A 21,273-nucleotide genomic window follows, 5' to 3' on the forward strand; every position below is an offset into this window, starting at 1 on the left:
AAGGTCCAGATTGTCAGTGGCGAACAGGGGAGTAAACTATGGCAACGATCACTTCCATCTTCCCGGTGCAAAGCCGACACTCCCGATTCCTTAATCGACTGCTGCTGAGTCGCAAGCTGCAACTTTTGCTGGGTTTTCACCTTACGATCATTTTTCCTGCACTGGCCATCTGGGGTGAAGCCATTTGGAATGGTGCCGATAGTGACCAGCTGGTGACGTTGTTCGCTATTACATTAGCTTACTGGTGTTCGCTTACCGTCTTGCAGTGTATTAACCAGCTTCCCGGTACTCTTGGCTATTTTTTGAGCATACCGGTCACTTCGGTTTGTTTTGCCACTCTCTTCACGATGCTTCGTTTGATGTCGTTCGAGCCTAGCGAGACACTCTTCCTTACCAGTTACTTTCTCACTGCTTCTTTTTCTACTGTGGGTTACTGGGTTGCTCAGCATTACCGTGAACTCAAACTTGCCGTGGTGCCTTATGGCAAGGCACCAAGCCTGTGCCATATACCCGGTGTTAATTGGCACAGCCTTGGCTCACCTGGGCTGGATAATGTTCGCGTGGATGGCGTGGTAGCCGATTTGTACGACGATCTCCCTCCTGAGTGGGAGGAGTTCCTGGCAGACTGTACGCTTCACCGCATTCCCGTCTATCACGCCACCACTACTTATGAGTGGCTAACGGGTCGTGTTCAGCTTGGTCATCTCTACGAGAATCGCTATGGAAGCCTGCAGCCGGATGAAGGCTACGAAATGATTAAACGGTACCTGGATTTGCTGACTATCCTGGCAACGTTGCCTCTCATCTTGCCAATCATGGCCATCACCGCTATTGCTATTCGTATGGAGGGCCCCGGCCCCGTTTTATTCACCCAGCAGCGCATGGGCTTCCAATGCCAACCCTTCACTGTTTACAAGTTCCGAAGCATGTACATCGACCAGCAGGGAATGGGTTATACCGAAAATAATGAGGATCCACGCATCACTCGTGTTGGCAAGGTGATTCGGAAGTACCGCGTGGATGAACTTCCTCAGTTGTTCAACGTGCTGAAGGGGGACATGAGCCTGATTGGTCCGCGTCCAGAATCCATGGATCTAGCACATTGGTACCAGAAAGACGTGCCTTTCTTTCACTATCGACACGTCGTTCGTCCCGGTATCTCTGGCTGGGCACAGGTAGAGCAGGGCTACGCAGCAGAAGTGGATGGCATGAACCAGAAACTGGAATACGACTTTTACTACATCAAGAACATTTCTTTCTGGCTCGATCTGCTTATTGTGATGCGCACCATCCGTACCGTGCTGACCGGCTTCGGCAGCCGCTAATTCCCCTCCAACTAATTCCCCTCCAAATAGTGCCATGACTTGTAAGGGCCAGGCACTCAACAGAAGCGACCTGATATGCGACATCTATGCCTGATACGTTTGGGCTCTTCCCTGGCGCCCGACGCTTCAACCCTCCCTCTAATTACTTTACCTATTGCTCTATGCTGAGCCAGCTAAAGGAGCTCTACGCTCTCCTTACCGCCGAGCAGCGCAAAAAGCTCCTGCGCCTGCAATTCCTGGTGGTGTTGATGTCCTTCACCGAGATCGCTGGGGTGGTGTCCATCGGTACCTTCATGGGTCTGGTCGGTGATATGAGCCAGCTGCAGGGCGAGGGGAGGATGGCTGAGCTTTACCATGCCAGCGGTCTTGATACGCCACAAGCCTTTCTGTTCTGGCTGGGTATTGGCGTGCTGGTCATCTTCATCGGCGCGGCGCTGATCTCGATGTACACCATCTGGCGGCTCTCGATGTATGGCGCTCGTGTGGGGGCACAGCTCGCCAGCCGTCTCTACACCCATTACATGCACCAGTCCTGGCTTTTCCACGCCAGCGGCAGCAGCAGCCAACTGACCAATCAGATCGCTCAAGAGTGTCAGCGCATCACCAACTCGGTGATTAACCCTTTGTTGCAGATGAACGCCAAGCTGGTAATGGCGCTGTTCATGTCGGTGGCGATCTTTCTCTATAACCCGCTGGTGGCCCTGGCGGGGCTGACGATTTTATCCTTGGCTTATGTGCTGCTCTTTCGTACCGTGCGTCGGCGGCTGATCCGCAATGGCAAGAGTATTTCCGAGGCGCAGCAGCTGCGTTTCAAGCTTATGGCCGAGGGCTTCGGAGGTATCAAGGATACCTTGGTGCTGGGCCGCCAGCAGCTGTTCACTGAACACTTCGATGGTGCATGCGACCGCTTCGCCGAAGCCCAGGGTACCACCCAGACCCTGAGCATGGCGCCGCGCTACGCAATGGAGCTGGTTGCCTTTAGTAGCGTAATCTTCCTAGTGCTGTATCTGCTGGCCGCGTACGAAGGCAACTTGGGCTCCATTTTGCCAGTACTTTCCGTTTATGCCCTGGCGGGGTTTAAGTTATTGCCGGCCTTTCAGCAGGTCTATACCAGCCTCTCACAGATCCGCGGCAATCTGGCCTCCTTCGATGCCCTGCGAGATGACCTTTACAACAGCAGTAAAGCGCGCCTTGCCGTTCAAGCGAGTAAGACCGAGCGGGCTGTTGAGCCATTATCCCCCAAGCAGCACGTGCGGCTAGACAACGTGACCTTTTCCTATCCTGGCAAGCAGGAGCCGGCGTTAAGGGGGCTGGATATTGTGATTCCAGTTAACCAGATAGTGGGTCTTGTCGGTGCTTCTGGCTCCGGTAAATCGACCGCTATTGATTTGCTACTGGGCCTGATCGAGCCTTGCAAGGGGCAACTGTTGATCGATGACCAGCCGGTGACGTCTGTGAATCGACGTGCCTGGCAGAACGCCTTGGGTTTCGTACCCCAATCTATTTTTTTGGCAGACGGCAGCATACGCGAGAATATTGGCTTCGGTTTGCCGCCTCACGCCCTTGATGATGTGAAGGTTCACCGTGCTGCGAGTTTGGCACACCTGGATGAGCTCCTCGCCGAATTGCCGGATGGCCTTGACACTCGAGTCGGGGAGCGGGGCGTACAGCTCTCCGGCGGCCAGCGTCAACGTATCGGTATTGCCCGAGCCCTCTATCATGACGCGGATGTACTGATTCTAGACGAGGCCACCAGCGCTCTGGATGGTATTACTGAAAATAGCATCATGGAGGCCATCAACGCGTTTTCCGGTAAGAAGACTATTGTCATCATCGCCCACCGCTTAGCAACGGTAAGACATTGCGATCAGATCTACTTGCTTTCCAAGGGAAGAGTCGTTGATCAAGGTGATTACCCATCATTGTTGAGTCGAAACAAGACTTTCCAGCGTATGGCTCAACACGCATAAACGCCAGTTATCAAACCGCTTTATATCTCGCAAGTTCTCAACTCTAGATTAAGACCGAGTGAGGGTTCAGTGCCCTGACAACCTTTCTGAAAAGAGACAGGAGAGTGCAATGATTAACACAATATTAGTGACCGGCGGGGCGGGGTTCGTTGGGTCGCATCTGTGTGAGCGGCTTTTGAGCGAAGGGAATAACGTCATCTGTGTCGATAATTTCTCTACGGGTAGCAAGGACAATATCATGCACATGCATGGGAACCCGAGATTCGAAATCATTCGCCACGACATAAACCTGCCTTTATTTGTGGAGGTTGATCAGATTTATAACCTCGCGTGTCCGGCAAGTCCCATTCACTATCAGCTCGATCCCGTGCAAACCATCAAAACGAGTGTGCACGGTTCCATCAATCTTTTGGGGCTAGCCAAACGTACCAAGGCAAGAATTCTTCAGGCGTCAACAAGTGAGGTCTATGGCGATCCGGAGGTTCACCCACAGCCTGAAACCTACTGGGGCATGGTCAATCCTATCGGTATAAGAAGCTGCTACGATGAAGGCAAGCGCTGTGCCGAGTCATTATTTTTCGACTATCACCGGCAGTATCAAATGGATATCAAAGTGGCGCGTATATTCAATACATACGGGCCGCGGATGCACCCGGATGACGGGCGAGTTGTCAGCAACTTCATCATGCAGGCGTTACAGGATAAAGAAATCACCATCTACGGAGACGGACATCAGTCACGCAGCTTCTGTTATGTTGATGACCTTGTCGATGGCTTGGTTCGGCTCATGAATACAGACGGGGTAATAGGCCCTGTCAATTTGGGGAATGACGGCGAATTCTCGATGCGTGAGCTGGCTGAAAAGGTGATAAAGCTTACGGGCAGCAGTAGTCATCTAAGCTATCACCCCCTTCCTATGGATGACCCAAGGCAGCGCCGTCCGGATCTCCGCCAGGCTGCAGAGAAGCTTGGGTGGGCTCCTTCCGTAGCGCTGGAGGAGGGGCTGACAAAAACGATCGACTATTTTACTGGTCTGTTGAAACGTCACGGTGATGTCATGAACGTCAACCCGGAGGTCAATGAACCGACCTACAGCATCCAGGCTGTATGAAGTAAAACTCAACACCGTACTTAGTGGGTATGTTCTGATGGCTGGGTCGATAGGGTTAAGTGAGGCTGGACTCTGGATTGTCAGCCTCAAGTTCCATCAAAGAGCAGTCGTACTTCAAGTCACAATATTTTATTTTTATCAAAAGCTCAGTCAATAACTCAGTTAAAACTCAGTTAAAAATATGCGAGTGTACCGATGACTAACTCTATAATAACACTCATTAAAAACGTGGTGAGGAGTACAATAAAAGCACCCATTAAGAAGATGTTGGCTCTGCTGGAAAACGCTTGTTTAGCTAGCCCAATAAAGTCCAGATTTTCTGCTTGGTACAGCAACGTTGTTGAGAAGGGAGTTGAGAAAGGAGTTGAGACTGATGAGGATGCCACAGGTTTTAAACCAACTTTTGAACCACTGAAATGGAAAAGTATAAACAAGGTAGAATATTCTGGTGTATGTGTGCTATCCAAAGGAAAGCTGTTGATGTACCGTCCGCTGGAAGTGTTTCAGCGACATCCTGATGCTCGCAAGGCGATTGTCAGCACCAGAAACTATCGTCCATTGAAATACCCTGGTTCACAACATTCCCTTTCCCTCGCGTTAGTGCGCAGAAACTGGGCATATTGGCGGAAAGGAAAAAAAGCTGTCAGCTTGACGGGCAGCGTTGCACTCTTGGGAAATTGCGAATTTGACAACGCTAACTATTACCATTTTTGGGTCGACGTGATCGCCGATATCTGGTTCGTACGCCAGCATCTTGCTGCAGAGGAGCTTCCAGACTATTACTTGGTTCCGTTCGCAAATTTGGCTTGGCAGTGGGACATACTCACGCTTTGTGGCATCCATGAGTCACAGGTGATTCCTTACGCTAAGCATGATGTTTTATCACTTGATAGGTTGATCATACCGATTCGAGACAAGGGGGCCTTAAACCTGCCCTCATGGCTGATCCGCGCGATGCATGACATGTGTGGTTGGACGCCAACACCGCACAAAGGGAAGCGTCTGATCTTCGTGTCGCGCGCTGATGCCGATTACAGGTGTGTTGCTAACGAAAGTGTTATCTGCAATCGCCTTCGTGAAAAGGGTTTCGAGGTGCATACCTTGAAAGGATTAAGTATCACAGAGCAGCAGCAACTGTTCGCTACCGCGGCTATCATCTGCGCACCTCACGGCGCTGCTTTGACCAATGTGGCGTGGTGTGGCCCAGGTACCATCATTATTGACTTTTTATCTGAACAGCACTTGGTTCCATGTTTTAGTGAGTTGGCTGCGCAAAATAAGTTGGTTTATTACCCTTATATTTGCAAACGGGTGGAGGGCACTGCCAGCGGTTTAAAGGGCGACATCATTGTGTCAGATTCTCAGATCGATTCCGTATTGGATATCGTAACCCATCATTTAAAATTAACGGGTGAAGTATTGGAAAGTTAAGGCGAAGTTGGATTATATATTAGATGGACTATGGTCGTAAGAGTTATATAGAGAGAAAGTGTAAAATAAAAATAGCGTCGTCTTTAATTAATCCTGGAGAAGGCCAAAGTTATTTTCTGTCAGTGAATAGTGCCAGTCATCTTGGCAGACTTGTTTTTGGTGGCATTACCTATTGATAAATTAGTCAATTTGTAAGAGTGTCACTTCCTCACGAATGAGGAAACCCAGACTGCCTAGAGACTCGCTATTACAACGACAGTAACTTGTCTGAAATGATATAAAAGATTAGTTATTAGTGGCCCCTGATGCTAACAGTGGCAATTTAGTAGTTACAGATCATGGTAATCCCGTGCTTTATGATAGGTTACGTGTTGTACATGGCAACTTAGACCGCCTGGCAAGCCTGCTTTAAGCAAGATTTAGGCGTGCCTGTCGACAACTAAAAGAGTAGCCGAATGATTAAATTTATAAGAAAATACTTAAATGGCTTGATAATGGTTGTAATAAAGGTGCCTGTGAGAAAGGTTCTTTATGCTTGGTTAGTGAGTCCAAAAAAATCCGCATTTTCTTCTTGGTATGATAATAAAATTAACGAACAAGTTTCTATATCCGATGATGCCACCATGGGTCTTGGGTTGACGCATGAAACACTTAAACGGGAAAGTGCTAGAAATTCTAAGCTTTCTGGTGTTTGTGTTGTCGACAAGGGGAAACTGCTGATGTGTAGGCCGTTATTAGAAGTTCAAAAGCGTCGTGCAGACTCTCGCAAGGCCATTGTCTTCACCAGCAATTATCGTCCGCTGAAAGGCACTGTCCCAGAACTTTTTTTTACTTTTCGCTTCATGCGCATAAACTTGAGATATTGGCTGAAGCGAGAAAATCATACTAATTTGCCGGGTAGCGCTGCGCTCTTGGGTAACTTCGTATACGACAATGCTAATTACTATCATTTTTGGGCTGATGTAATTGCCGATATCTGGTACATACGACAGCATCTTACTGCAGAGAAGCTTCCGGATTATTACCTTATTCCGCTCGCAAATTTGACTTGGCAATGGGATGTTCTGAGGCTTTGTGGCATACATGAGTCGCAGGTAATTCCTTACGCCAAGTATGAAGTTCTTTCATTTGATAAATTGATCGTGCCGATTCGACATAAAGGTGCTGCAAATCTGCCGTCGTGGTTATGTCGCGCAATGCATGACATGTGTGGGTGGACACCCAAAGTACCAAAGGGAAACCGCCTTATCTTCGTATCACGCGCCGATGCTGACCGTAGATGCGTTGCTAATGAAAGTGTTATCCGCAACCGCCTTCGTGAAAAGGGTTTCGAGGTGCATACCTTGAAAGGATTAAGTATCACGGAGCAGCAGCAGCTGTTCGCTACCGCGGCTATCATCTGCGCACCTCATGGCGCTGCTTTGACTAACGTGGTGTGGTGTGGCCCTCATACTGTCATCATTGACTTGTTATCTGAGCAGCACATGGTGTCATGTTTTAGCGAGTTAGCTGCGCAAAATAAGTTGTTTTATTACCCTTATATTTGCAAACGGGTGGAGGGCGCTAACAGCGGTTTAAAGGACGACATCATTGTGTCAGATTCTCAGATAGNGCTAACAGCGGTTTAAAGGACGACATCATTGTGTCAGATTCTCAGATAGAATCTGTATTGGATGTCGTTGCTCAATATACCGATCGCGCCAATAATGTAATGACAGGGTAAGTTTAATTTCTTCTATTAATGATAAAAATTTGCGGGACGTATAGATGAAAGTGATAAAAACTAAATTAGTTTCCATTGTTGTGCCTGCCTATAATGTAGAAAATTATATATATAATTGTTTAAGCTCAGTTATTGACCAGACTTATTCGGAAATTGAAGTACTGGTGATTAACGATGCTTCCACTGACAGAACGTACGATGCAATATTGGAGATAATTAAAAAAGATGCTCGCGTAAAAGTAATAGACCTTGAGAGTAATGTAGGTGTCCACGCCGCCAGGGCTAAAGGTATTCGTGAAGCAAGAGGCGATTTTATAGGTTTTGTCGATGGTGACGATCGTATAGCACCCGAAATGGTCGAAATTCTCTTGGAATCTGCAACAGAGAATAACGCCGATATTGCTATATGCGGGGCTGAAAAAGTGACTGAATCGGGTGTAAAATTGGGTAGTAAGGTGTTTTTTTCAAAACCATTTTGTCAGCAAGCAAATATCTTTGAAGATTTCTGTAGTCGACGCTTTGGATCCGGTGTTTTGTGGAATAAATTATACAAAGCTGAGCTGATTAAAAAACATGGTGCAATTATACTTGATAGAAAAGTTGATGCGTCTGAAGATTACATTGTGAATGTCGGTTGTTTTTCTGAAGCTGCTTGTGTGTCGGTAGTGAGTAATTTTTTATACTATTATTTATTAAGGTCAGAAAGCGCATCCCAAGGAAAAAATAAGGCTAAGCATTTCGTAAGAATTATTGATGCTTATGCGGAATGTCTTAAAGTTTACAGTAATTTAACAACATCCCAAAAAGAAGAAGTCACGAGGCTATACTCGAGTCAGCTTTGTTTCAATGATTATCAAGTTGGTTCTGTTGATGAGCTATATAGCTATAATGACAATCTGAAAGAAAGTATTATTAGCTTTTCTTGTAGTTATCCAGCGGGTTTGTATTCACTTATTCATTCATTCCAAAAGCAAGAAAATATTAACGCCAGTAAAGTTGATAAGCTTAAAAAGCATTTTAAAAAAATATTAAAATCATTTTATATTAAAGGTGTGTAAGTGCTTTTGTTTGTGTAATAGCTTTATGTGTGTAAGAGAATGTACAAGCCTTCGTTACACGTGAGTCATTCACTGATTCTATATTCATTACCTATGGTTTGCTTTAAAAATGATCAATAGTAACTGTTCAATACACGTTGTCACTGGATCATTTCCTGCACGTTCCCAAACGTTTGTTCAAAATCATGTGTGTGGTATGGCTAGCCGTGGTTGGTATGTTTCCACTCTGGCAAGCAACGTAGAGTTGGGTATGACGAGTGATGAGTTGGATGCAATCGATAATCTTGGCGTGCAGCGTAACTATTGGGGGGCGTGGTCTAGTAATCGGTTCAAGCGATTAATCCAAATGGTAGGATATATGCTCTTCACTCCTGCCACGATCCGTTATTGGAATGGACAAGGTCCGTGGGCGCGCTCAGAAATGTTGGAGGCAAGGCGCATGTGTGATTACCTCAAATCTAATGAGGTAAAAAAAATTCATGTTCATTTCGGACATACTGCTGCATTCCTTGCTGCGATAGGTTGGGATAAGCCCACAGTGGTCACTTGGCATGGCTATGATGCAAATATGCTAACTACCTCTCGAGGTGATGCTATCTACCGCGAGTTGTTCGAACGAGATTGGAAGCACACCGTCGGCTCTTCTTTTATGCAACGACGTCTTATCGAACTTGGCGCCCGTAAAGAGCAAGTTTTCAAGATACCCATGGGTATAGACCTTAGCTGTTTCCAGTTTGTGGACCGTTCTAGCCGTGTTCAGAATACGATAAAACTCGTCTCGATTGGACGCTTAGATGAAATGAAAGGGCACAGTTACCTTATTGATGCAGTGTGTGAAGTGAAAAATTTAGGAATAGATTTAAAGTTAAATATTATCGGTGAAGGCCCAGCCAGAAAAGAATTGGAAAGCCAAATTCAAAAAAAGGGATTGGAAGAAAATGTGGCTCTTCTTGGTTCCCGGCCGCCGTCGTATGTACGAGATGAGTTAGCTGCTTCAGATATATTTGCACTAACAGGTGTTGTAGCGCTTTCAGGCCGGGTTGAAACGCAGGGAGTAGCCTTTATTGAAGCCCAAGCGACAGGCCTTCCTGTAATAGGATCAGATGTGGGTGGTGTCTCCGAATCCATGCTACCAGATACTACCGGCATACTCGTTAAGCCAAAAGATGTAAGCGCCATAGCAGAAGCGATTGCAACTTATGCTGATAATAGAGAGTTGCGTTTAGCTCACGGTAGAGCCGGGTCTGATTTCGTTCGCGATAGATTTAATATTGATACTATGCTCAAGTCATTTGAAAAGCTTTATCAATCATGAGGCCTGTGCTGTAAATATTGCTTCTTAATATTGGGTTTAAATATTTCATTATGTCTAGTCTAAAGCAGCAACTCCCATTTCTAAGGCTTCGTACAAGCCTTGTTCTGCACTTGAGAGAGATCAGGGCCTATTCAGCTGGTCTTAAAAATGCCGGAGAAAGTGAGAGAAAGAAAAAAGTTCTCATTTATGGTCAAGGCCGGTCGGGAACAACATTATTTGAACATTTGATGTGTTCTACTGGGCATTTTGTTGGTTATCATGAAGTGCTAAATACTGTCACAAGAGAAGTGGTTTGGCCAATACATTATATTAGGGGGCTTGGTCGTCAGTTTGATGATGAGAATATCATTTTACACGTTAAACCGAATCACCTGGGGCAAGATCGGAAGCGGCCTGTTAATGTACGGTTATTTCTGAAAGCAATGTGTGAGGATGGGTGGTTCATAGTTCATATTCAAAGAAAAAATATTATCATGAAAATGATATCAAATTACTTAGCTGTCGCAAGAGGAGGTTATCACAAGACTGATGATAAGGAGGAAAAGCATGTGTTACGCATTCCGCCACAAGAATTCTTTGATCGATATGATAATCATCGCTTACTTTTAGATGAAGAAAATACTCTTCTCCAGGGCCTGCCACACATCAAAATATCCTACGAAAGGGATTTAGAGCGAACAGAATGCCATCAACAAACAATTGATAAAGTACTTGAAGAGTTGGGGTTGGAAAAAAGAACTGTTTCAACAAAATTAAAAAAGATTAATAATACATCTCCTGAAAAGTTAGTGGAAAACTTGGACGAGCTGCATAAAGGGTTCTTAGCTCGAGGCTGGGAGTGGACGCTTTGATGCCGACGACTGATTTTATGTCGATAGACCAGTCTTCAACCAAGAGTGTTGATGATAGCAGTATAAGCATTGTTATACCGTGCTTTAATGCTATTGCGTATTTGGAGCGTGCTATTGATAGCCTTAAACAACAAGAGGGAGTGAATGTTCAGATTATTGTAATTGATGATGGGTCTACGGATGGGAGTATAAATTTGATTAAATCTCTGCCATCAGTAGATGTTTGGAAGTCAGGACCAAATAAAGGCGCCTGTGCTGCACGTAACCGTGGCCTCTCACTTGCCATTTTTCCTTATGTGATGTTTTTGGATGCAGACGACTATCTAGATACTGGGACACTGAAGGGTTTGGTCTCGGCACTAAAAGATAGCCGAAGTATTTTCGCTATTGCACCAATGGTTATGATAAACGATACCGGCGAACGTATTTCAAAAACCTTGCCCCGTAATGATAAAGTTACAAATTTTATAGCTGATTGGGTGCGTGGGCGGTATGTTTCACCCTGCTCCATTTTGTGGAAAACTGAGGCTGTAAGACGTCTGGGGGGGTGGAATGAGTCGTTGTCGAAAAATCAAGATGGCGATATCGTTTTAAGAGCTGCTTTAACTATTGATAAAGTGGCTATAAGTAGTTGTGGGGCAGGTATTTATTGGTGTCACGATGGTGAAAGTCGTATCAGTAATTCTTTGGATGAAACGAAGCTAAGAGATAGCTTTTATGTTTTTTCAAATATTTATGAACAATTAAAAAAACGAGGAATGAGATGTGACGAAATTGATAATGCATTTTCCTATGCTACTCACTCACTAGAGAGATTGGCTGCAAGGAACCGTCTTTATAATATTAAAAAGGAAATTAAAGATTATCGAAAAGATGCAGGTTGGCCATACGCTGAAGGCCCTCCCTTGCATATTTTTCTAAGTCGGATAATAGGGCTAGATCGTAAAGAGAGGTTGGCACATCAGCTGAAATCTCTCATGCATTGATATTGAGTTTATTTATTAATTAGCGGTTTCTTAGCGATATTGTTAGTCTTTTGGCATGAGGGTATGTATTGGCTTTTATATTTAATGCTAGCTTTTATAACATGCCAGTAATTTTATAGGATCAACGGTAAAAACATGCCGCAAATCTCCGTCATTGTCCCTGCCTTTAAACCGCACGACTTCATCTCATTGCATGAAAGTATGGCCGCAAATGCGGGTGTGGATGCAGAGTGGATCGTGGTCGATGATGGCTCCGGCTCAAACTTTGACGCAGTCTTCTCGACGTTGCCCGAAGGTGTACGCCTGCTTCGCCAAAAAGAGAATTGCCGCCAGGGAGCCGCACGCAATGCTGGCCTCGCTGTAGCGAGGGGAAGGTGGGTAAAGTTCCTCGATGCTGATGACAAGCTGGATGAAGGGCATCTGGCTGCACTATTGGCAGCAACAGGGCAGGGCAGGGCGATCCCTTTCGCCGCTACGAAACACGTTTTCATAGGTGGTGGAGTGTTAGTGAATGAAAGTTGGTGTGATCTACCGCCTGACCCGGATGTTCAGTTTCGTCGACTGATTGTTCGTCCCTTTCTGCATCATTGTGGCGCGCTTTTTCCTCGTCACTTACTCACCAGCTTAAACGGTTACGACGAAAGCCTGGTCACCGATGAGGATGGTGATCTGCTTCTCCGTATCTTGCGAAGCGGCTACCACTTCATTCCTGTAGAGGGGGTGCACTATCTCTACATTCATCATCAGGCCGAGTCACGGGTCTCCGCCGATAACGACATAAAAAAGATGCAGGCACGCATCCGTGTTTGCGAGAAGGTTGTAAATGGCTTTGTCGAACAGCTACCAGTCGAAGTCGCTGAGGCACTTGCGCAGCGTATGGACAAGGTAGCCATGAACTATTGGACGGCATTTCCTAGCGAGGCGCAGGCATTGTTGGCCCAAGCTCGCCGGCTGGCGCCCGGTTACCGGCCGGATATGCGCTTACCTCTGCGCTTGATGCGCGACCTTGGTAGGCCGGGCATGGTTCTCGCAGCGCAAGGTTTATACCGAAGACTAAAGGGGCGCCCGAAAGGAGGGGCACAGGGATGAAACTGCTCGCTGTAAGTGAACATTACTACCCTCGCGTGGGGGGAACCGTGAACTACGTGCACGAGACTCTCTGTGCCTTGGCCAAGAGCGGCGTAGAAACGGAACTCTTGGTTCCCGGCCCAGCGGACAAGCACTGGCTGCCCGAAGGTATGGCCGAGCCTCCCTATGCAGTGCACTGGCTCGATGCTGGCTACCCGGCTAAGGGCGACCCGAGCCGGGAACAGCGCTACGATTTCTGTCGACAGGTTGATGCCCTGGCCGCCGAGCGGCTGGCAGGCCCTAATCGGCCCGACATACTGCACGTTCTATTCGGTCTCTTTGTTATGGAAGTGATTGATACGAAACGCCTCAGGCTGGGGGGAGTAGCCTGCCTGGCGACGGTGCATAACGTTCCACCTCTGGAGTGCCGACAAGTGGCCCCAAACGCCCCCTTGCCTGCACGCATTAAGGAGGCGCTGCGCCTGCAGGTGGTCACACTGAAGAACCGGGGTCGGTTGAAAAAGCATGATTACGACCTCTACATCTGCCCTTCACAGCAAGTGCAAGAGCTGTTGACCCCTGTGGTGGGTGACCAGGTGGGGGTAATTGGCCATGGTCCGACTACCGACCTTCAGGCGCTGATGGTGCCGCCGGTCACGCGCCGCCCGGTCGGCCCTGTGCGCCTTCTGACCGTGGGCGGCTATGCCCCACACAAGTGTCAGCACATCATTCCTAATACGGCAGCACGTCTTCGCGATATGAACATTGATTTTATCTGGGAAGTGGCTGGCCCGTCTGGTCGAGTAAAAGGTTACCGTGACCGCATTTCGCGGGATTTGGCCGACCTAGGACTCGAAGGACGGGTGATCTTGCATGATGCGGTCCCCTTGGCTGATCTGGGTGAACTCTATGATCGGACGCATATCTATGTGCAACCCTCGATTGAGGAGGGGTTTTGCCTGACAGCGCTAGACGCGGCGGCAGTGGGCTTGCCGGTCATCGGCTGCCGTGCAGGCGCGTTACCTGACATCATCAAAGCGAGTAATGGAATTCAAGTAAAAAGTGGGCCACGGCCTTTGGCCGAGGCAATCGCTTACTTTGTAAAGGAGGAGTGCTGGCAGGATGCCAACGTGCAGGCGGCGTATATAAAGGCGCACTTTTCGTGGACTCGCGCTGCCAAGTCTCTGCTGGAACACTACGACAGGCTTCTCTTCCAGAAACCGAGCTTCTATGTAGCTGAGCGCATATGAGAAGGATACAACGCCTGATCGCGTTCAATCCGGGAGCCCTTATGCTACAGCTGGAATTAGCGAATGATCGTATCCCGATCATGCTGGCCGACATTTTGCTGTCCTTGGTAAACGAGTATCTTTCAGAATGAGCCAGACACCCATTGGCCAGTGCGAACAGTCGCTCAAAGTGCTGTTACTGACCTCGAAGCTTTCGCCAGCGGCAGGCGGGCTGGCAGTTTCGGTGCCGGGTCTTGCACATAGTATCGACCAGCTGCCTGGGGTGGATATGCATGTGATGGGGACGTTAGACCCAGACAACCCTGACAGTGCAAAGAGCTGGGGGCCAAGAGTGTTCGCCTTTCCTGTGAAGGGCCCGCAGGCTGGGCAGTATGCTCCGAAAATGACTCAGGCCATTGCGGAACTGGCTCCTGACTTAGTCGACGTGCAGGGGCTATGGACCTATCCCTCGCTCGTTAGCCTGCGCCATGCGCGTAGGACGGGCAGTCCTTATATGATAACACCACGAGGGATGCTGGATCCGTGGGCGCGGCGCAACTCTGCCTGGAAGAAACACATCGCCTGGATTGCTTTTGAGTTTGCCCACTTAAAGGAGGCGCGTGCACTGCGTGCCACTGCCGAGATGGAGGCGCAGCATTTTCGCGACATGGGACTGACGAACCCCATTGCTATCGTGCCTAACGGAATCGATCTGCCCGACCTTGCCCTGCGAACTGACTCTGCGTTGCGCTCCATCCTCTTTCTCAGCCGTATCCACCGTAAGAAGGGTGTGCGCTACCTGCTTACTGCTTGGTATGCGCTTCATGCTGACTTTCCCGATTGGGAGGTGGTCATCGCTGGCATCGATGAGAAAGGCCATGAAGCTGAACTAAGGCAGTTGGTAGCAAAGCTGAGCCTGCCCCGGGTTCGCTTCGTGGGAGAGGTGCATGGCGACGCCAAGCAGTTACTCTACCGTGACGCAGATCTCTTCGTCTTACCGACCCATGCAGAAAATTTCGGTTTGGTGGTCGTCGAGGCGCTAGCACAAGAAACCCCAGTGATTACCACTACCAATGCCCCGTGGGCTGGGCTCACTGACCATGGTTGCGGCTGGTGGATTGACCTTGATCAGAACCAACTGACAAATACCCTGCGCACAGCGCTATCTCAACCAACTGAAAAACTCGCTGAGATGGGTAAGCGGGGCCGTATCTGGGTCAGCCAGGCTTTTAGCCTGGAGCAGGTGGCGTTAAAGATGCGCGACGTACATAACTGGGTTGCTGGTCGCGGGTCGAAACCGGAGAGTGTCTACGACTGAGCCAGCGCTACTTCTCGAGTTCTGCGCACATCAAGGGGCGCCGTTTTGGCGCTTCTTGAGGTTATTGACAGTTTTATATAGCCCGACCGATAGCCAAGTAAACTAGAAAACCTGAGGTTTTAAATTAAAAAATGCCTATCGGATATACTCTGCTTGACCCTCTGATTGTTCTTGCAGGGACGGGCATGGCGCTCTACTTTCTGGCTACCTATCCTGTCCGCCTGATGGGCTGGATGCCCGCGGCACTGACTCTCTACTTCTTCATACCTTTCGTGACCTTGATGACACTTTGGCAAACGGTGCCGATGTTGTTGGCGGGACGGGTCTTGCTCAATGGAAAATTGCGCGTTGCATCATCTGCAAAGCCAATAATGCTTTTTTTTCTCATAGTATTCTTTTCCTCGAGTTGCTATGCGCTAGTAGCCGGTTCTGACGGAAGCCGGGCAGCCATAAGGGTGATTTATTACACAGGGCTCTTTGCATTAATGTCCTTTTCATATGAGATGGCACGTCGTCCTGAATCCTATGAGATATTCCTCAAGGGGCTGGTGGTAACCGGTGCAATACTGGCCGCCTACGCGGCCTATCAAATTTTTGCGGTTTACGGTGGATTACCTTTGCGTGGCATCGTCCGTGGTACCACTGGCGTCGATGTAGCTTATGAATATGGTGTTCTGCGTGTAAACAGCTTCGCCAACGAACCCAAGCGCTTGGGCTATGTGTTGTTCGTCTGTGGGATGGCCAGCCTGTTTCTGGCCCGCATGTGGCCCAGGTGGAAGCGAAGACTGAAGTGGGTTGGTTACGGAACGCTCTTCATGTCCCTCTTCACTTTCTCCGGCTCCTACTTTTTATCGGTCTTTCTCTTTACCTGTATAGCACTGCTGCTCTACCCATCGTTTGCGACAAAATACGTTGTCTACACCTTGCCGCTAGTGGCGTTAGTAGTGCTAGTGGGCGCTTTCTTCCCTGAACTGGAGATCTTCGAGGCTATCCAGCAGGGCTATGTGCGTCGCGAACAGGAGATCGAAATAGGCTTGGATGGTACCCAGGTCTACCGACAAGAATTCTATGCTTGGGACTACTTGAAACGTTATCCCATTGCGGCCTTTTTTGGTGTCGGGTTAGGGCAGTACTTCTCTACCTTGTTCGGTGAATACGGTGCGGGCGTGGGTATCAATGCGTATGGAGGTCTTCTGCCGCTCAACTCCACTTTCTTGGAAATGGTCTTTGATTTTGGGGGAGCGGCAACGGTTATGTTCTATGCCGCCATCACATGGCTAATACTCAACCTACGCAAGGTGGGTGAGAGTTATCTCTCCTTCGCGCTGCTGTTTCTGACCATACAGAGTTTTACGATTCTAACGATACAGTTCATGGTGCTGTTCGCCGGTGTGGGTGTCGCTAGGCTCACAATGTACAAAGAGAGCGTGTTGTAGTAACTCTTTGGCCGACAATTAAAGATGGCCCCTTCTGATTTAATTTATAACCCAACCTATTGTCAGTGTCGATTAACAGTCACCCAGTGTGCCATTTGTTAGTCAATTCGCGTAATTTAAAAAAACATGTCGCTCTAGATTGAATGCCACCAAGATAAGGGGTCTTTATTTAATGGAATTAGACGCGTATGACAACGGCGAGTTTGATCGTGGTGCAAGAAAAGTCAAAGAACTGATATGGGTTGTTGTATCAGGCCTTTTTTTTTCTACTTGGCTACCAGGTTCTCTTTGGCGGGTTACATTATTGCGTTTATTTGGCGCTAAAGTTGGCGTCGGGGTCATTATTAAACCTCGTGTGGTGGTGAAGTTTCCTTGGAAACTTCATATTGGAGATTACAGCTGGGTCGGTGAGCAGGTATGGATTGATAATTTGGATTCTGTCTCTATTGGTAGCCATGTTTGTATATCGCAAGGTGTGTATTTATGTACCGGTAGTCATGAGTGGTCTTCACTATCATTTAAACTTATTACGAAGCCAATTGAGATAGCTGATCAGGTTTGGTTAGCTGCTTTTAGTCGCATATCACCTGGCGTAGTTATAGCCCAAGGGGCAGTTTTAAGTTTTAGTTCAATTGCCACAAAATCTCTGAGGGAATGGACGATTTATTCAGGCCAACCTGCTGAAGCCATCAAACATAGGGTGAAGAAAGAATAATCTTCATAGCTTTATTTTAAGGTTTATCCATCTTTCTGTAATAACGAAAAATGACTATTAAGTTATTGGTTTTTATTGCGAGCTGTTTATTAACAGTCGTTTTTTTAGATAAATAATTTAAATGAGGTCTCTACTATGAAGAAAGCCCTAATTACCGGAGTGACGGGCCAAGATGGTTCCTATCTCGCAGAGTTTTTGCTTGGAAAAGGCTACGAGGTGCATGGTATCAAACGCCGAGCATCTCTATTCAATACCCAGCGTGTAGATCATATATATCAAGATCCACACGTCGAGAACCAGAAATTTGTACTGCACTATGGTGATCTGTCGGATTCAACTAACTTGACGCGGATTATCCAGCAAGTACAGCCGGATGAGGTTTATAACTTGGCGGCGCAGTCACATGTGGCGGTAAGCTTCGAAGCTCCCGAGTACACGGCGGACGTGGATGCACTGGGTACGTTACGTATCCTGGAGGCGATACGCATGTTGAGCTTAGAGAAGAAGACTCGGTTCTATCAGGCTTCGACCTCTGAGCTTTTCGGTGAGGTACAGGAAACTCCCCAGCGCGAGACAACACCTTTCTACCCCCGCTCGCCCTATGCTGTTGCCAAACTCTATGCCTACTGGATCACGGTTAATTACCGGGAGGCCTACGGCATGTATGCCTGCAATGGCATACTTTTCAATCATGAGTCGCCACGTCGTGGAGAAACCTTTGTCACCCGGAAGATTACTCGAGGCCTGAGTAATATTGCTCAAGGACTAGAAACCTGCTTGTACATGGGCAACATGGACGCGCTGCGCGACTGGGGGCATGCCAAGGACTACGTGCGCATGCAGTGGATGATGCTGCAGCAAGATACCCCCGAAGATTTCGTGATCGCCACAGGTAGACAAATATCGGTTCGTGATTTCATTCGCATGAGTGGCGCAGAATTGGGACTGACGCTGCGCTTTGAAGGGCAGGGCGTTGAAGAGAGTGCCGTCGTCGAACACATTTCCGGTACCAAGGCGCCGGGCCTAACGGTGGGAGATGTCATTGTGCGCGTCGATCCGCGCTACTTCCGTCCGGCCGAAGTAGAGACGCTGCTGGGTGACCCGTCCAAGGCCAAGGCCAAACTGGGCTGGATGTCGGAAGTCATCGTCGAAGAAATGTGTGCTGAGATGATCGCCGGAGATCTTCGAATTGCCCAGCGCCATGCGCTGCTCAAGGAGCACGGCTACGATATTCCTGTCGCGGTGGAGGGGTGATCATGGCCGTTTTTTTCAATACTAAGATATTCGTCGCTGGGCACCGTGGCCTGGTTGGTTCCGCCATCGTGAGGCATTTGGAGGCGCAAGGCCATACCGATATAAAGACAGCCCCGCGAGATGAACTTGACCTAACCAACCAAGCACAGGTGTCGGCATTTTTCGAGGAGCACAAATTCGATCAAGTCTATCTAGCCGCGGCAAAAGTGGGAGGCATTCATGCCAACAATACCTATCCTGCCGAGTTTATCTATCAGAACTTGATGATTGAGTCCAATATCATCCACGCTGCCCATCAATCGGGTGTCAACAAGCTGTTGTTTCTGGGCTCGTCGTGTATCTACCCCAAGCTAGCCCCACAGCCGATACACGAAGATGCGCTGCTTACTGGCAAGCTGGAGCCTAGCAACGAGCCTTACGCTATCGCCAAGATAGCTGGGGTCAAGCTCTGCGAAAGCTATAACCGCCAATACGACCGTGACTACCGCATCGTAATGCCGACAAATCTTTATGGGCCGAACGACAATTTTCATCCCGACAATTCCCATGTGGTTCCAGCGCTGTTGCGTCGCTTACATGAAGCGAAGGAAGGCGATGAGAAGGAAGTGGTGGTTTGGGGTAGTGGATCGCCGATGCGCGAGTTTCTGCATGTCGATGACATGGCCGCCGCTAGTGTCCATGTGATGGGACTGGATCACGCCCGTTACGCTGCTAATACTGAGCCGATGCTATCGCATATCAACGTAGGCACTGGAGAGGACTGCACTATTCGCCAGTTGGCCGAGTTGATCAAGCGGGTAATTGGTTTTACTGGTGAGCTGCGCTTTGATGCCAGCAAGCCCGACGGCACCCCACGTAAACTGATGGATGTCTCACGGCTCAAGGGGCTTGGCTGGCAGTCGGAAATATCGCTAGAAAATGGCTTGCAGGATACTTATCAATGGTTTCTGGCCAACCAGAACCTTTTTCGTAGCTAATTCAGCTTCCGCACTGTTTTTCGCAAAGCCTTCGCACAGGCTTCTCGAACCAATCTCTGCATGAGTTCTCGACCTAGGAGTTTCACCATGATCACACCCATCATCCTGGCCGGGGGAAGTGGTTCACGACTGTGGCCGTTATCGCGCCAAGAGTTTCCCAAGCAATTCCTGCCGCTGATCGGTGAGCGCAGCATGCTACAAGAAACCCTACAGCGCCTTGCGCCACTCGAGCATACGGCACCATTGCTAATTTGCAACGAGGAGCACCGTTTCCTGGTGGCCGAGCAGTTGCGCCAGCTGGGCATCACCGATGCTCGAATTCTGCTGGAGCCGGAGGGGCGCAATACCGCCCCGGCGATTGCCCTGGCGGCGCTGCAGGTCGCTGAGAAATCGCCTGAGACATTGCTATTGGTGCTGGCGGCGGATCATTTGATCGCTGACGAGGTCGCCTTTCATGAAAGCGTGGCCCAAGCCCTGGCTTTGGCTAAACAGGGGCAACTGGTTACTTTCGGCGTTGTGCCGTTCCGTGCAGAAACTGGCTATGGATATATCCAGCGCGGCGAAGGGCAGGGCGATGGCTGCTTTCGGGTTAAACGCTTCGTCGAAAAACCCGATCGTGCCACTGCCGAGGATTACTTGGCCACCGGCGACTACTACTGGAACAGTGGCATGTTTCTGTTTCGCGCCAGTCGCTACCTGGAAGAGTTAGAGCATTACCAACCGGCTATCGTAGCGGCCTGCCGTGCGGCGCTAGCCGGTGCGAGTCAGGATCTCGATTTCACACGGATGGACGCGGATGCCTTTCGAGCCTGCCCGGCGGACTCCATCGACTACGCGGTGATGGAACGCACCCAGCATGCAAGCGTGGTGCCGCTGAATGCCGGCTGGAGCGACATTGGTTCCTGGGCCTCTCTATGGGAGGCCAGGGAGAAGGACGCTCAGAGCAATGTGACTCACGGGGATGTGATGATTCACGAGGGACACGATCTGATGGTGCACGCCAGTCATCGCCTGGTGGCCACGGTTGGGGTCGATAACCTAGTCGTGGTCGAAACCACGGATGCGGTGTTGGTGGCCCATAAGGATCGCGTGCAGGAGGTCAAACGCATCGTAGAGCAGCTTCAGACCGAGGGGCGCGACGAGCATAAGAATCACCGCGAAGTCTTCCGGCCCTGGGGGGTCTACGACAGGATCGATTTAGGCTCACGCTATCAGGTTAAGCACATCACTGTGAAGCCGGGCGCTAAGCTCTCGGTTCAGATGCATCATCATCGTGCCGAACACTGGGTGGTGGTTTCGGGGACTGCCAAGGTGACCCGTGGCGACGAGACCTATTTGGTGAGCGAGAACGAATCGACCTATATTCCCATCGGCCGCGTACACTCCTTGGAGAATCCTGGCGTTATCCCTTTGGAGCTAATCGAAGTCCAGTCGGGCTCCTACTTGGGCGAAGATGACATTGTGCGCTTTATCGACCGCTACGGGCGCTGCTGAGGATATGAGTTC

17 protein-coding genes are annotated in these 21,273 nt (G+C 49.0%); all 17 read left to right on the forward strand.

Going from position 1 to position 21,273, the window contains the following annotated elements; translation table 11 throughout:
• Positions 1 to 38: 38 nt before the first annotated feature.
• The 17 genes from HZU72_RS18295 to HZU72_RS18375 all read left to right on the forward strand — a co-directional run bounded on the left by HZU72_RS18295 (position 39) and on the right by HZU72_RS18375 (position 21,261).
• Entirely contained in the window at positions 39 to 1,325 is a 1,287-nt protein-coding gene (locus HZU72_RS18295; RefSeq protein ID WP_180094712.1) for an exopolysaccharide biosynthesis polyprenyl glycosylphosphotransferase, read from the forward strand.
• An 86-nt stretch (positions 1,326 to 1,411) separates the two neighbouring features.
• On the forward strand, positions 1,412 to 3,295 hold the full coding sequence (locus HZU72_RS18300) for an ABC transporter ATP-binding protein (RefSeq protein ID WP_235976169.1): 1,884 nt from the start codon (positions 1,412 to 1,414) through the stop codon (positions 3,293 to 3,295).
• Between the two features lie 109 nt (positions 3,296 to 3,404).
• On the forward strand, positions 3,405 to 4,406 hold the full coding sequence (locus tag HZU72_RS18305) for a UDP-glucuronic acid decarboxylase family protein (protein WP_180094714.1): 1,002 nt from the start codon (positions 3,405 to 3,407) through the stop codon (positions 4,404 to 4,406).
• A 195-nt stretch (positions 4,407 to 4,601) separates the two neighbouring features.
• Complete coding sequence (locus HZU72_RS18310; RefSeq protein WP_180094716.1) at positions 4,602 to 5,837, forward strand: glycosyltransferase family 61 protein; 1,236 nt, start codon at positions 4,602 to 4,604, stop codon at positions 5,835 to 5,837.
• A gap of 842 nt (positions 5,838 to 6,679) precedes the next feature.
• Entirely contained in the window at positions 6,680 to 7,465 is a 786-nt protein-coding gene (locus HZU72_RS18315) for a glycosyltransferase family 61 protein (RefSeq protein WP_443089500.1), read from the forward strand.
• A gap of 139 nt (positions 7,466 to 7,604) precedes the next feature.
• On the forward strand, positions 7,605 to 8,618 hold the full coding sequence (locus HZU72_RS18320; RefSeq protein ID WP_180094720.1) for a glycosyltransferase family 2 protein: 1,014 nt from the start codon (positions 7,605 to 7,607) through the stop codon (positions 8,616 to 8,618).
• A 250-nt stretch (positions 8,619 to 8,868) separates the two neighbouring features.
• Positions 8,869 to 9,933, forward strand: a complete 1,065-nt coding sequence (locus HZU72_RS18325; RefSeq protein WP_180094722.1) for a glycosyltransferase family 4 protein — start codon at positions 8,869 to 8,871, stop codon at positions 9,931 to 9,933.
• A gap of 50 nt (positions 9,934 to 9,983) precedes the next feature.
• Positions 9,984 to 10,784: a hypothetical protein gene (locus HZU72_RS18330; RefSeq protein ID WP_180094724.1), complete on the forward strand. Its 801-nt coding sequence runs from the start codon at positions 9,984 to 9,986 to the stop codon at positions 10,782 to 10,784.
• Complete coding sequence (locus tag HZU72_RS18335; protein WP_180094726.1) at positions 10,784 to 11,770, forward strand: glycosyltransferase family 2 protein; 987 nt, start codon at positions 10,784 to 10,786, stop codon at positions 11,768 to 11,770. The genes HZU72_RS18330 and HZU72_RS18335 overlap by 1 nt, the downstream gene beginning before the upstream one ends.
• A 135-nt stretch (positions 11,771 to 11,905) precedes the next feature.
• Positions 11,906 to 12,859 (forward strand): glycosyltransferase family 2 protein, encoded by a 954-nt coding sequence (locus tag HZU72_RS18340; RefSeq protein ID WP_180094728.1) that lies wholly within the window; start codon positions 11,906 to 11,908, stop codon positions 12,857 to 12,859.
• Positions 12,856 to 14,088 carry a glycosyltransferase family 4 protein gene (locus tag HZU72_RS18345; protein ID WP_180094731.1) on the forward strand — a complete coding sequence of 411 codons (1,233 nt, stop codon included), beginning with the start codon at positions 12,856 to 12,858 and terminating at the stop codon, positions 14,086 to 14,088. The genes HZU72_RS18340 and HZU72_RS18345 overlap by 4 nt, the downstream gene beginning before the upstream one ends.
• Positions 14,089 to 14,215: 127 nt before the next feature.
• Positions 14,216 to 15,385, forward strand: a complete 1,170-nt coding sequence (locus tag HZU72_RS18350; RefSeq protein ID WP_180094733.1) for a glycosyltransferase — start codon at positions 14,216 to 14,218, stop codon at positions 15,383 to 15,385.
• A gap of 185 nt (positions 15,386 to 15,570) precedes the next feature.
• Positions 15,571 to 16,821, forward strand: a complete 1,251-nt coding sequence (locus HZU72_RS18355) for a hypothetical protein (protein ID WP_180094735.1) — start codon at positions 15,571 to 15,573, stop codon at positions 16,819 to 16,821.
• Between the two features lie 172 nt (positions 16,822 to 16,993).
• Complete coding sequence (locus HZU72_RS18360) at positions 16,994 to 17,536, forward strand: WcaF family extracellular polysaccharide biosynthesis acetyltransferase (RefSeq protein WP_180094738.1); 543 nt, start codon at positions 16,994 to 16,996, stop codon at positions 17,534 to 17,536.
• A 135-nt stretch (positions 17,537 to 17,671) separates the two neighbouring features.
• Positions 17,672 to 18,790 (forward strand): GDP-mannose 4,6-dehydratase, encoded by a 1,119-nt coding sequence (gene gmd / locus HZU72_RS18365; protein WP_180094740.1) that lies wholly within the window; start codon positions 17,672 to 17,674, stop codon positions 18,788 to 18,790.
• 2 nt (positions 18,791 to 18,792) lie between these two features.
• Positions 18,793 to 19,767 (forward strand): GDP-L-fucose synthase, encoded by a 975-nt coding sequence (gene fcl / locus HZU72_RS18370; protein WP_180094742.1) that lies wholly within the window; start codon positions 18,793 to 18,795, stop codon positions 19,765 to 19,767.
• Between the two features lie 87 nt (positions 19,768 to 19,854).
• Complete coding sequence (locus tag HZU72_RS18375; RefSeq protein WP_180094744.1) at positions 19,855 to 21,261, forward strand: mannose-1-phosphate guanylyltransferase/mannose-6-phosphate isomerase; 1,407 nt, start codon at positions 19,855 to 19,857, stop codon at positions 21,259 to 21,261.
• The last annotated feature ends 12 nt before the right edge of the window (positions 21,262 to 21,273 follow it).

The sequence above is a fragment of the Vreelandella sedimenti genome (assembly GCF_013416325.1).
GTDB lineage: Bacteria > Pseudomonadota > Gammaproteobacteria > Pseudomonadales > Halomonadaceae > Vreelandella > Vreelandella sedimenti.

What these genes read in the sequence shown, in the direction of transcription:
- HZU72_RS18345 (WP_180094731.1), top strand. Translation starts at nt 12,856, where the DNA reads ATGAAACTGCTCGCTGTAAGTGAACATTACTACCCTCGCGTGGGGGGA.
- HZU72_RS18310 (WP_180094716.1), top strand. Translation starts at nt 4,602, where the DNA reads ATGACTAACTCTATAATAACACTCATTAAAAACGTGGTGAGGAGTACA.
- HZU72_RS18355 (WP_180094735.1), top strand. Translation starts at nt 15,571, where the DNA reads ATGGCGCTCTACTTTCTGGCTACCTATCCTGTCCGCCTGATGGGCTGG.
- HZU72_RS18325 (WP_180094722.1), top strand. Translation starts at nt 8,869, where the DNA reads ATGACGAGTGATGAGTTGGATGCAATCGATAATCTTGGCGTGCAGCGT.
- HZU72_RS18340 (WP_180094728.1), top strand. Translation starts at nt 11,906, where the DNA reads ATGCCGCAAATCTCCGTCATTGTCCCTGCCTTTAAACCGCACGACTTC.
- fcl (WP_180094742.1), top strand. Translation starts at nt 18,793, where the DNA reads ATGGCCGTTTTTTTCAATACTAAGATATTCGTCGCTGGGCACCGTGGC.
- HZU72_RS18305 (WP_180094714.1), top strand. Translation starts at nt 3,405, where the DNA reads ATGATTAACACAATATTAGTGACCGGCGGGGCGGGGTTCGTTGGGTCG.
- HZU72_RS18375 (WP_180094744.1), top strand. Translation starts at nt 19,855, where the DNA reads ATGATCACACCCATCATCCTGGCCGGGGGAAGTGGTTCACGACTGTGG.
- HZU72_RS18330 (WP_180094724.1), top strand. Translation starts at nt 9,984, where the DNA reads ATGTCTAGTCTAAAGCAGCAACTCCCATTTCTAAGGCTTCGTACAAGC.
- HZU72_RS18350 (WP_180094733.1), top strand. Translation starts at nt 14,216, where the DNA reads ATGAGCCAGACACCCATTGGCCAGTGCGAACAGTCGCTCAAAGTGCTG.
- HZU72_RS18360 (WP_180094738.1), top strand. Translation starts at nt 16,994, where the DNA reads ATGGAATTAGACGCGTATGACAACGGCGAGTTTGATCGTGGTGCAAGA.
- HZU72_RS18295 (WP_180094712.1), top strand. Translation starts at nt 39, where the DNA reads ATGGCAACGATCACTTCCATCTTCCCGGTGCAAAGCCGACACTCCCGA.
- HZU72_RS18300 (WP_235976169.1), top strand. Translation starts at nt 1,412, where the DNA reads ATGCCTGATACGTTTGGGCTCTTCCCTGGCGCCCGACGCTTCAACCCT.
- HZU72_RS18320 (WP_180094720.1), top strand. Translation starts at nt 7,605, where the DNA reads ATGAAAGTGATAAAAACTAAATTAGTTTCCATTGTTGTGCCTGCCTAT.
- HZU72_RS18335 (WP_180094726.1), top strand. Translation starts at nt 10,784, where the DNA reads ATGCCGACGACTGATTTTATGTCGATAGACCAGTCTTCAACCAAGAGT.
- gmd (WP_180094740.1), top strand. Translation starts at nt 17,672, where the DNA reads ATGAAGAAAGCCCTAATTACCGGAGTGACGGGCCAAGATGGTTCCTAT.